The sequence below is a fragment of the Dyella halodurans genome, from assembly GCF_026283925.1.
In the GTDB taxonomy this organism is placed as follows: domain Bacteria; phylum Pseudomonadota; class Gammaproteobacteria; order Xanthomonadales; family Rhodanobacteraceae; genus Dyella; species Dyella halodurans.
In genome coordinates, this window is record NZ_JAPDPF010000004.1 from 295,400 (window position 1) to 305,271 (window position 9,872).

General features: G+C 65.2%; 11 protein-coding genes. 9 read left to right on the forward strand and 2 right to left on the reverse strand.

Features of this window, described 5'->3' with window-relative positions; translation table 11 throughout:
* The first annotated feature begins 10 nt into the window (after window positions 1-10).
* Genes ccoO through ccoS form a run of 6 tightly spaced genes read left to right on the forward strand, consistent with a single transcriptional unit; the run spans window position 11 to window position 4,375 of the window.
* Window positions 11-664, forward strand: a complete 654-nt coding sequence (ccoO, locus tag OUZ49_RS10285) for a cytochrome-c oxidase, cbb3-type subunit II (RefSeq protein WP_266150294.1) — start codon at window positions 11-13, stop codon at window positions 662-664.
* Window positions 661-855, forward strand: a complete 195-nt coding sequence (locus OUZ49_RS10290; protein WP_266150295.1) for a cbb3-type cytochrome oxidase subunit 3 — start codon at window positions 661-663, stop codon at window positions 853-855. Before ccoO ends, OUZ49_RS10290 begins: the two co-directional genes overlap by 4 nt.
* Complete coding sequence (gene ccoP, locus OUZ49_RS10295; RefSeq protein WP_266150296.1) at window positions 852-1,760, forward strand: cytochrome-c oxidase, cbb3-type subunit III; 909 nt, start codon at window positions 852-854, stop codon at window positions 1,758-1,760. The genes OUZ49_RS10290 and ccoP overlap by 4 nt, the downstream gene beginning before the upstream one ends.
* Window positions 1,744-1,959, forward strand: coding sequence for a hypothetical protein (locus OUZ49_RS10300; protein ID WP_266150297.1), 216 nt, complete (start codon window positions 1,744-1,746; stop codon window positions 1,957-1,959). Before ccoP ends, OUZ49_RS10300 begins: the two co-directional genes overlap by 17 nt.
* Window positions 1,956-4,175, forward strand: a complete 2,220-nt coding sequence (locus OUZ49_RS10305; protein ID WP_266150298.1) for a heavy metal translocating P-type ATPase — start codon at window positions 1,956-1,958, stop codon at window positions 4,173-4,175. Before OUZ49_RS10300 ends, OUZ49_RS10305 begins: the two co-directional genes overlap by 4 nt.
* Window positions 4,172-4,375 (forward strand): cbb3-type cytochrome oxidase assembly protein CcoS, encoded by a 204-nt coding sequence (gene ccoS / locus OUZ49_RS10310; protein WP_266150299.1) that lies wholly within the window; start codon window positions 4,172-4,174, stop codon window positions 4,373-4,375. The genes OUZ49_RS10305 and ccoS overlap by 4 nt, the downstream gene beginning before the upstream one ends.
* Here the strand turns inward: ccoS and OUZ49_RS10315 are convergent, their stop codons facing one another.
* Entirely contained in the window at window positions 4,376-5,035 is a 660-nt protein-coding gene (locus OUZ49_RS10315; protein ID WP_380004371.1) for a helix-turn-helix domain-containing protein, read from the reverse strand.
* Between the two features lie 350 nt (window positions 5,036-5,385).
* Here OUZ49_RS10315 and OUZ49_RS10320 point away from each other — a divergent pair, with 350 nt between their 5' ends.
* From OUZ49_RS10320 to OUZ49_RS10330, 3 genes are all read left to right on the forward strand, one after another.
* A complete protein-coding gene (locus OUZ49_RS10320; protein ID WP_266150302.1) occupies window positions 5,386-5,820 on the forward strand; it encodes an Rrf2 family transcriptional regulator in 435 nt (144 codons plus the stop codon).
* A gap of 147 nt (window positions 5,821-5,967) precedes the next feature.
* The gene (locus tag OUZ49_RS10325) at window positions 5,968-8,235 is read left to right on the forward strand and encodes a nitric-oxide reductase large subunit (RefSeq protein WP_266150303.1); all 2,268 of its coding nucleotides are present in this window, start codon (window positions 5,968-5,970) and stop codon (window positions 8,233-8,235) included.
* 360 nt (window positions 8,236-8,595) lie between these two features.
* The gene (locus OUZ49_RS10330) at window positions 8,596-9,048 is read left to right on the forward strand and encodes a hypothetical protein (RefSeq protein WP_266150305.1); all 453 of its coding nucleotides are present in this window, start codon (window positions 8,596-8,598) and stop codon (window positions 9,046-9,048) included.
* A gap of 31 nt (window positions 9,049-9,079) precedes the next feature.
* Here the strand turns inward: OUZ49_RS10330 and OUZ49_RS10335 are convergent, their stop codons facing one another.
* Window positions 9,080-9,844: a hypothetical protein gene (locus OUZ49_RS10335; protein ID WP_266150306.1), complete on the reverse strand. Its 765-nt coding sequence runs from the start codon at window positions 9,842-9,844 to the stop codon at window positions 9,080-9,082.
* Window positions 9,845-9,872: the final 28 nt, after the last annotated feature.

Genomic DNA, 9,872 nt, shown 5'->3' on the forward strand with positions numbered 1-9,872 from the left:
GAGCGCACCCATGGCCTACAAACATTTCGAAACGATCGAGAAACACGCGCCGCTGCTCGCCATTCTCACCGCCGTGATGGTGTCGATCGGTGGACTTGCCGAGATCACGCCGCTGTTCATGGAAGCCCATTCCGTGCGGGCGCCCCTCGGGGTCAAGCCATACGACCCGCTGCGGCTGGCCGGTCGCGATATCTACGTGCGGGAGGGTTGCTACCTCTGCCATTCGCAGATGATCCGCGCGCTGCGCGCCGAAACCGAGCGCTACGGTCATTACTCCATCGCCGAAGAGTCGGTGTACGACCGGCCCTTCCAGTGGGGCTCCAAGCGCACTGGACCCGACCTCGCCCGCGTTGGCGGCAAGTATTCCGACCAGTGGCACCAACTGCACCTGATGGCTCCGCGCAAGGTCGTGCCGGAATCGAACATGCCCGGCTATCCATGGCTGGCGCAAACCAAGCTCGATGCCACCGACATCCAGGCGCGCATGCGTGGACTGCGCAAACTCGGCGACCCGTATAGCGACGCCGACATCGCCAGTGCGCCCGACGCGCTCAAGGGCAAGACGGAACTCGATGCCCTGGTTGCCTACCTGCAAGGCCTGGGTATCAAGAACGAACCGATGGCGGCGAATGGCCAACCGGCCACCGACGGAGGCGAACCATGAACGAGATCTGGGGTCACCTCACCGGCGTGATCATCGTCGTGATGATGTTCACCTTCATCTGCATCTGGGCGTGGGCGTGGAGCGGTCGACACAAAAAGGCGTTCTCGCGCATGGCCGAGCTTCCGATGGAAGACGAGTCGGCCGGTGAGAATCCGAACACGGCAGCCGACGCGAAGGATGCCCAGCCATGAGCCTGTTCTGGTCGTTGTGGATCATGTTTCTGGTGGTGCTCAACCTGGGCATCACGCTGTTCCTGTTCCTGTGGGCGCCGCGCGCCAAGATTCCCGTGCAGCAGGACGGCACCAGCGGCCACGTATGGGCGCACGGCGTGTTGCGCGAAGGCGTGCACCCGCTACCACTCTGGTGGGTCATCTTGTCGGCCAGCATGTTTGTGGTCGGCTTCGCCTACCTGGCGCTGTTTCCGGGCTTTGGCCGCTTCAAGGGCCTGCTTGGCTGGACCTCCCACGGTGAACTGGCCGCCAACGTGGCGTCCAATAACGCGCGGCTCGACGAGCTGATGAAGCGTTTTTCGCTTTATCCGATCGAGCAGCTGGCCGGCGACCCTGCCGCCCAGCAGCTCGGCGGCCGCCTGTTCCTGGACAATTGCGCCGCCTGCCATGGCCGCTCGGCCACCGGCAATCAGTTGCTTGGCGCGCCCGACCTCACCGACAACGACTGGCTCTATGGCGGCGACGGCAAGGCCATCTTCACCTCGATCCACGACGGCCGCGCTGGCGTGATGCCGCCATGGGCGAGCCTGGGCGAGGAAAACGTGAAGAACCTCGCGCAATTCGTGTTGAGTCTTTCCGGCCGGCCGCACGACGAACAGCGCGCCGCGGCCGCCAAGCCCCTGTTCGCGACCTGCGCCGCCTGTCATGGTCCCGATGGCAAGGGCAACCAGGCGCTGGGCGCGCCGAACCTCACCGACCAGATCTGGCTGCATGGCGGCACCCTGGCCGATATCGAAACCACCATCCGCGATGGTCGCCAGGGCCATATGCCGGCATGGAGCCCGCGCCTGACCGAAGACCAGATCCGCGTGCTGGCCGCCTACGTTTATCACCTGTCGCACCCGGATCATGCCTACCCGAAATAAACTTCGGCGCCGCACCAACTGGAACTGGTATCGGCAGCCGGTACTGTGGATCGGGGCGGCGGTCTTCGGGGCATCCCTGGCCGGTTGCGTATGGATGATCGTGCTTGGCGCGCGACACGCCGATGAACCGGTGGACGCGCCCCATGCGGTCTTCGGCGTGCCTTCCAGCTCGCATGAGCATCGGGGCGCCAAGCCGTGAACACCTATGAGGCATGGGCACATCCGCTGCTGGCAGCCCAGGTGCTGCGCGCGCGGCGCGATGGCCAGAGCGAAGTCGCCTTGCGTGTCGATGGATTGCAGGGCGCGCGCCAGGTACTACGACTGGAACAAGTCATCCATGCCATTCCCGGCGTGCGACGGGTCAGCGTGGACGCCGCGTCCCGGCGCGTGCGCGTGATCTGGGATCGCGATCGCACCTCCCTGCCCGCCCTTCTGCAAACCCTGGCCGCGATGCACTGTGCCGCGCAACCACTGCGCAGCGACAGCATCGACGATACGCGTTCGCGTGAGGCGAATGACTTGCTCAAGCGCCTGCTGGTCGCCGGCATGTGCGCCATGCAGGTGATGACGTATGCGTTCGTGATCTACATTGGCGTAGTGGATTTCGTCGACTTCACCACGCGCGGCTTGTTTCGCTGGCTGAGCCTGATCTCCACGGCGCCGGTGGTGTTCTATTCCGCTCACCCGTTCGTCCGCGGCGCATGGCAGGAACTGCGCAGCCGACGCCTGGGCATCCACATCCCGGTCGCGGCCGCCGTATGGCTGGTGTTTCTCGCCAGTGCGATCAACACCGTGCGCGGCCAGGGCGAGATCTATTTCGATTCGGTCAGCATGTTCGTGTTCCTGCTGCTGGCGGCCCGTTACATCGAGCTTCGCGCCCGCCATCGCAGTGGTGCCCTGGGCGATGCCGTGATCGACGGCGCGCCCTTGCTGGCCGAGCGTCTGCGCGCCAATGGCGAGTTGGAGACGGTGCCAGCCATCGAACTGCTGCCCGGCGAGCGCGTGCATATCGCCGAAGGCGGCACCGTACCCGCCGACGGCGTGCTGGAGAGTGACTCGATCCAGGTGGACGAAGCCTTGCTGTCGGGCGAATCCTGTCCGGTCACGCGCCACCGTGGTGATCCCCTGGTGGCGGGCAGCGTCCTGGTCGGCGGGCCGGCGCGCCTACGGGTCGAGCGCAGTGGCGATGACACCGCCGCCGCACGCATGGGCGCACTCAGTACGCGCGCACGCCTCGCACGTGAAGCCGCCACGCAAGTGAATGACGCGGAACTGGGCCGCTTCGTCGCACGCGTGCTGGTGCTGACGCTTGGCACCGCCGCGGCGTGGCTATTGATCGATCCGTCACGCGCGTTCGAGGCAGCCGTGGCGGTGCTCGTCATTGCCTGCCCTTGCGCGTTCGCGCTCACGGCACCCAGCGCCATGGTACGGGCGCTAGGCATCCTCGCCCAACGCGGCGTGCTGGTCGCGGACAGCGCCGCCCTGGCGACCCTGGCGCGCGTCGACGTCGCCGTCTTCGACAAGACGGGCACGCTGACCGTGCCCCACATCGATCTCGACGAAGCCACTCACCTGCGTGCCGACGGTCGCACCGACTGGCCGGCGCTCGCTGCGGCGCTGGCCCGGGAGAGCTCGCACCCGATGGCACGTGCCGTGGTACAGGCAACGTCGGGGCATCGGCCGGCGACGGCGACGCAGGTCGAAGTGACGCTCGGCTCGGGTATTTCCGGCACCATTGCAGGCCACACCGTTCGGCTGGGACGCGGCGCGTTCGTGCTGGAGGGCGCCGCATCATCACGCTCTTCCGACGACCTCTGGCTTGCCGACGCCCAAGGGCCCATTGCCGCGTTCCGTCCGCACGAAGCCGCGCGCGCCGATGCGGCGCGCACGCTCAATGCACTGCGGGAACGAGGCATGGCCACCGTGATCGCCAGTGGCGATGCTGCAGGACGTGTCGCGCAGACGGCTGCGGCCCTGGGCGTGCATGAACACCACGCCCAGCAAACCCCCGCGGACAAACTCGCCCTGCTTGAACAGAAACGCCGCGAAGGCCACGTCACGCTTGCCGTGGGCGACGGCAACAACGACGCCCCCATCCTCGCCGGTGCCGATGTTTCCGCTGCCCTCGCTTCAGGCAGCGAACTGGCCCAGGCGCACGCCGACTTCCTGCTGTTGCACGGTCAACTGCATGGACTGGTGGTGGCACGCGATGTGGCGTGCAAGGTACGCGACGTCATCGCGCGAGGCCGGCGCTGGTCGCTGGCCTACAACCTCTGCGCCGTTCCCTTCGCGGCGCTGGGCTGGGTACCACCGTGGCTGGCAGCGATCGGCATGTCGGCGAGTTCACTGGTGGTCGTGCTCAATGCCTGGCGCATCGGCCGCGATGATCCGCCAGCACCGGCGGTGCGCGCATGAACATCCTGCTGGTGCTGATCCCCGTCACCCTGCTGATCGTCATCGTGGCCGTCGCCATCTTCTTCTGGGCGGTGAACCACCAGCAGTTCGATGACCTGGAGAGTCCTGGCATGCTGCCGCTGATGGAAGAAGCCGATCCCGTCGAACGGCCTGCGGCCGACAGCGAGACGCCCATTGACGGCGAAGAGCCAGGCCGCTGACTAGGCCGCCGAGGAAGCCTGCCATAGCGCGAAACCCGTGTCGCGCAGCGCCTCGACGTGACGCAACTGCACCCGCCGGCCCTCGACCGAGACCCAGCCCTTCGCGCGAAACCGGCTCAGCACCCGGCTTACCGTCTCGGGCGCCAGGCGCAGGTGACTCGCCACATCGCTACGCGACATGCTGAGCTGGAAGACCGTGTCCGACAGCCCGCGCTGTGCGTGACGCTGGCCCAGGTCCAGCAGGAACGCCGCCACCCGCTCGTCAGCCGTGTGGTCGCCAGCGAGCCTGCTGACCATGCCGAGTTCCCGGCTCAACAGGCGAAACAGATGCTGTTGGATCGCCGGCACGGTGGCCGCGAGATCGCTCATGGCGGGAAACGAGAAGCGGCAAAAGGTCGACCGCTCCAAGGCAATCGCGTCGCTGGGATGGCAGTCGGGATGAATGCCGCTGAGTCCCACGACCTCGCCAGGCAAGTAGAAGCCGAGCACCTGTTCGCGGCCATCACGGCTGAACAGTGACGCCTTCACGCTGCCGGTGCGTACCGCGTAGATCGCCCGAAACGGCTCGCCCCGTCGAAGCACATAGTCGCCTTCCGCCACCGGCGGCGCATGCTCAACCAGGCACTGTAAAGCGGCCAACTCGCGTTTGCCGTAGCCCATGGCGGTGCATGCACGGGAAAACGCGCAGCCTTGGCAAAAAGCATGCGCATCGACATGCGCGCTCGCTTCACCAGCTGGAACCTGCGGAATGGAATGCATATCGATGCGCCGGCGGGTCGTAGTGGGGAAACAGTCTTGGTGGGGCGCGCCATTCTATCCAGCGCAGCGATCGGTTCTAGACCTGCGGCCTCCTGCCGCAGTCGCCGAAGCCGCGCCCGCCGAATGGCCCTGGTGTTCCGCTCCAGCATCCAGGACCCGACGCTTGGTAACGAGGCGCGTGGACGCGGGGCTTTTCGTTGCTGGCGGTTCAATATAACATGTATTTCGTAGACATCTTAAAGGCCGCCCCCATGCGCCTGAACGTATTCACCGACTACTGCCTGCGCACGCTGATGTACGTCGGGATCAACGAAGACTCGCTGACCACGCGCAGTGACATCGCGAATGCGTACGGCATTTCGGACAACCACCTGATGAAGGTCGTGAATTGGCTTGGCCGCCAGGGCTATCTCGAAACCGTACGCGGCAAAGGCGGCGGCATGCAGCTTGCGCGCGACGCGGGCGCCATTTCGATCGGCGAACTGGTTCGTGCCAGCGAGGCCTCGATACCCCTGGTGGAATGCTTCGACCCCGCCACCTCCTGCTGCCGCATCGCCCCCGCCTGCCGCCTGAAGGGCATCCTCGGCGAAGCCATGGAGGCCATGTACAAGGTATTGGACAACTACACGCTGGCCGACCTCATCATCAAACCGCGCCACCTCGCAGCGCTGCTGCAGATCGCCTGACCCACAAGCCACCTCCCTCCCCGCCGGCTTGACCGGCCCTCCCAGAGATTGATCTAAACCATGGATATCGAATACATCTATCTTATAAGTTGCATATTCCATACATATTCGTAGTGCTCCGATCCATCATCAAGCAGGAGAAAATCGATGCAATCCACGCGAAAACTGTGGCGCTGGCTCGCCATCATGTTCTTTGCGTCCTTCGCCGTCCTGGGATGGCTTGGGCGAGAAATCTATTTGGCGGCACCTCCCATCCCCACGCAGGTGGTGGCGCCTGACGGCCGGGTGATCTTTACCGGCGAGCAGATCCAGCGCGGCCAGCAAGCCTGGCTTCAAGCCGGCGGCCAGCAGCTGGGAACCGTGTGGGGCCACGGCAGCTACATCGCGCCTGACTGGTCCGCCGACTGGCTGCACCGGGAGGCGCTCACGCTGCGCGACCGCTGGGCGCAACAAGGCCATCGCGTGCCGTTCGACCAGCTCGATGCCGAAGATCAAGGCGCACTCGGCAATCGACTAAAGACCGTGTTGCGCGCCAACACCTATGACAGCGCCACCGGCACGCTGACGCTGAGCGCCGATCGTGCCGCAGCGGTCGAGGAAGTCGCGCGCCACTATGAAGGGCTGTTCGGCACCGACCCGGCCCTGGACAAGCTGCGCGAGCAGTACGCGATGATGCCCGGCTCGCTGACGCAGGCCGAAGATCTGAAAGCCCTGCCGGCGTTCTTCTTCTGGTCATCCTGGGCGGCTGCAACCAACCGCCCCGGCGAAGCGCATCTGTCGTACACCAGCAACTGGCCCCACGAGCCGCTGGTCGACAATGTCCCCAGCACGGCCAACGGCATGTGGTCCATCGCCAGCATCATCGGCCTGATCGCCTGCATCGCCGGCATGGTCTGGTATCACGTGACGCATCATGACGAAACCGATCCCGTCGCGCCCAAGTCGGACCCGCTGTTTGACCTGAAGCCGACGCCCTCGATGCGCGCCACGATGAAGTACTTCTACGTCGTCATTGGGCTCATGCTGCTGCAGATTTCCATGGGCGTGATCACCGCCCACTACGCGGTGGAAGGACAGAGCTTCTTCGGCATTCCGTTGGCTTCAATACTTCCCTTCGTCGCCAGCAGAACGATTCATACCCAGCTCGCGGTGTTGTGGATCGCCACCGCATGGTTGGCCACCGGCCTGTATATCGGCCCGGCCCTGTCGGGGCATGAGCCGAAGTACCAACGACTCGGGGTCAACGTGCTGCTGGGCGCGCTGGTCTTTGTCGTGGTCGGATCCCTGCTCTGCGGCTGGATCGGCACCATGCAGAAGTTGGGTTTCCACTACGCGTTCTGGCTTGGCAACCAGGGCCTGGCGTACACCAGCATGGGGCGCGTCTGGCAGATCCTGTTGTTCATCGGCCTGATGTTCTGGCTCTTGCTGATGGGACGCGCCTTGTGGCCCGCGCTGATGCGTCCTTCGGAAAGCCGCGGCCTCATCGCCATGGTCTTCATCGCCGCCACCTGCATTGGCTTGTTCTACGCGACGTCCCTGGTCTGGGGCGAACACACGCACTACTCGATGATCGAGTACTGGCGCTGGTGGCTGGTCCACCTGTGGGTCGAGGGTTTCTTCGAGGTCTTCGCCACCGCGGTGATTGCGCTGATCTTCTCGCGCCTCGGCCTGATCCGCGCTGCCACGGCAAACACGGCGATCGTGCTCGAGACCATCGTGTTCCTGTTCGGCGGCATTCTCGGCACCCTGCACCACCTCTACTTCACCGGCACGCCTACGGCCGTGATCGCCTTCGGCGCGATGTTCTCTGCGCTCGAAGTCGTGCCGCTGGCCCTGGTGGGCTTTGAGGGCTATCGCAACTACCAGCGCAGCAAGGCCGCGCCCTGGGTCGCTTCGTACAAGTGGACCATCCTGTGCTTCATCGCCGTGGGCTTCTGGAACACGGTGGGCGCCGGCCTGCTTGGCTTCACCATCAATCCGCCGATTTCGCTGTACTACGTGCAAGGCCTGAACCTGACCCCCGCGCATGGCCATGCGGCCCTGTTCGGCGTCTACGGCATGCTGGGCATCGGCCTGACCTTGTTCTGCCTGCGCGGCCTGTCGTCGAGCAGGAACTGGTCCGACGGGTGGCTGAAGCCGATGTTCTGGCTGCTCAATATCGGCCTGGCCATGATGGTCTTCCTGTCCCTGCTGCCTTCAGGCATCTACCAGGCCTGGGCGAGCGTGGAATACGGCCTGTGGTATGCGCGTTCGCCCGAGATCGTGCACTCCTCGATCATGCAGACCCTGGTCTGGCTGCGCGTTCCCGGCGACATCGTGTTCACCCTGGGCGTCCTTTGCCTGGCGACCTTTGCGGTGAAGCTGCTTGGGCGTTCCCGCGTGAAGCTCGGGCGGGTGGCGACCCAGCAGATCTAGCAAGCGCAGTCTCGCCTGCATGCCGGCCGTGCAAATGCGCCGGCGACGTCAGACGCCATCCGGTCCAGCCTCTTGCTGGACCGGATGGCATCCCCAGCCCATCGTCCCTGCTCGCAGCCCGCCAAGCCCGTCCTGCCCGTTCGAACTCGCGTAACCCATTGACCGAACAGGCATGGCCAGGGCTTTATCGGCAAGCCTTGCGGCTGGCCCAGGGCCCGGCGGGGCTCCGGCCCCAGCCGGCCAGGCCCGCGATCGTCGGGGTCATCGCCCACCTACACCCGATGGACCCAATTTTCCGATACACAAATGTCCCGCCTCAGTGGAGAATGCGCGATCAATTTCTCCGGGGGGATCGGGATCATGAGTCAGAGCAACGCTACGGCGTACCCCGTGACGCAACTGCTTACCGTCACGCGCAGCTTGGTGGAACTGACCGACCGCGCCGTGTCCGACAGCGAACTTTCGCATGCGGCTGCCGACGTGCTGGTGTTCGCCGCGCGCCAGGCCGCCAAGCTGGTCGAAGATGTGGTCGGCGCCCGCCTGCATGATGCCGCCGTTGCACATGCCTTGGCGCAATGCTCGATCAGCTCCGATCTGGATCGCGCCTACTCCGATCTCGAATGCCTGGCCGAAGCCGCCGGCATGATTCGCGCCCATGGCATCGGTTCGCAGTATCGGGCGCACCTTGCCTATCTCATGCGTTACGCCGCCGAATCGGCATGCAGCGCGCTGGAGCGTGCCGATCGTTCGATGGCTGGCGCCAACGTGGTGGCCAGCGTGGTCGACCTGCCCGCCGCCACGCTGCGCAACTAAGTGTAGCCAACGGCCCCCTGCTCGCCTGAGCTCAACTCCCCTTCCCGGAAGGGCCACCCGCCTGCTCCAGCGGGCCCACCTGCACGTGACCGACCCATCCGTCGAAGACTTTGACGGCGGCGCTATCGACGGCTTGCATGACGGCCTTGGCGGTGGGACAACCGGTCGGCGGCGGTGCCTGCCGCGTGATCGCCTTGTCGTCCTGCATGCAGTAGCTGGCGCCGCTGTTGCTTAGCCTGGTCAACTCGGCCATGCCCTGCACATAGCGCTTCTCCGCACGCACGGCCGCGGTACTGTCGGCGTAGACGGGACGCATGCTTGCAAGCAGCGCGTCGGCCGCCTGCCGCTCTTGCGTCGTGGCGCTCTTGTATGCGCTGTCATACGCCCGCTTGAGGTCGGCATTCGAGCGCTCTGCCGCGAGCGCCAGCCAGGCCAGGGCTAGCGGGCGGTTCACCGGTTGCTGGTCGCCGTCGAGCGCCATGATGCCGAGCACGTATTGCGCGGGCTTGCTGGCCCAGGCCGCCGCCGTGGTGAAAAATTTCTGCGCATCCTGATAGTGATGCGCGCCATACGATTGCGTGCCGAGGCAGTAGTAAAAATCACCGGGGAGAAAGCGTTCTTCGCCACTCGTGCAGCTGGTATTGGCCAGGTCGGCATCGCTCGGCACAGCATCGCCATCCTGTTGCAGCGGCGCGCTCGCCGTTTGCGCCGCCAGCTGCATCGGCGCAAGCGCGGCGACGGCACCACCGATCACCAGCCGCATCGGCCATTCCCGCTTCCATGGGCGCGTATTCATGAAGTTGCTCTCACTCGATCGATGATGT

Bases quoted from the DNA above. Each gene is read 5' to 3' on its own strand.
- ccoO (WP_266150294.1), top strand. From the start codon at position 11: ATGGCCTACAAACATTTCGAAACGATCGAGAAACACGCGCCGCTGCTC.
- OUZ49_RS10290 (WP_266150295.1), top strand. From the start codon at position 661: ATGAACGAGATCTGGGGTCACCTCACCGGCGTGATCATCGTCGTGATG.
- ccoP (WP_266150296.1), top strand. From the start codon at position 852: ATGAGCCTGTTCTGGTCGTTGTGGATCATGTTTCTGGTGGTGCTCAAC.
- OUZ49_RS10300 (WP_266150297.1), top strand. From the start codon at position 1,744: ATGCCTACCCGAAATAAACTTCGGCGCCGCACCAACTGGAACTGGTAT.
- ccoS (WP_266150299.1), top strand. From the start codon at position 4,172: ATGAACATCCTGCTGGTGCTGATCCCCGTCACCCTGCTGATCGTCATC.
- OUZ49_RS10315 (WP_380004371.1), bottom strand. From the start codon at position 5,035: ATGGGCTACGGCAAACGCGAGTTGGCCGCTTTACAGTGCCTGGTTGAG.
- OUZ49_RS10320 (WP_266150302.1), top strand. From the start codon at position 5,386: ATGCGCCTGAACGTATTCACCGACTACTGCCTGCGCACGCTGATGTAC.
- OUZ49_RS10325 (WP_266150303.1), top strand. From the start codon at position 5,968: ATGCAATCCACGCGAAAACTGTGGCGCTGGCTCGCCATCATGTTCTTT.
- OUZ49_RS10330 (WP_266150305.1), top strand. From the start codon at position 8,596: ATGAGTCAGAGCAACGCTACGGCGTACCCCGTGACGCAACTGCTTACC.
- OUZ49_RS10335 (WP_266150306.1), bottom strand. From the start codon at position 9,844: ATGAATACGCGCCCATGGAAGCGGGAATGGCCGATGCGGCTGGTGATC.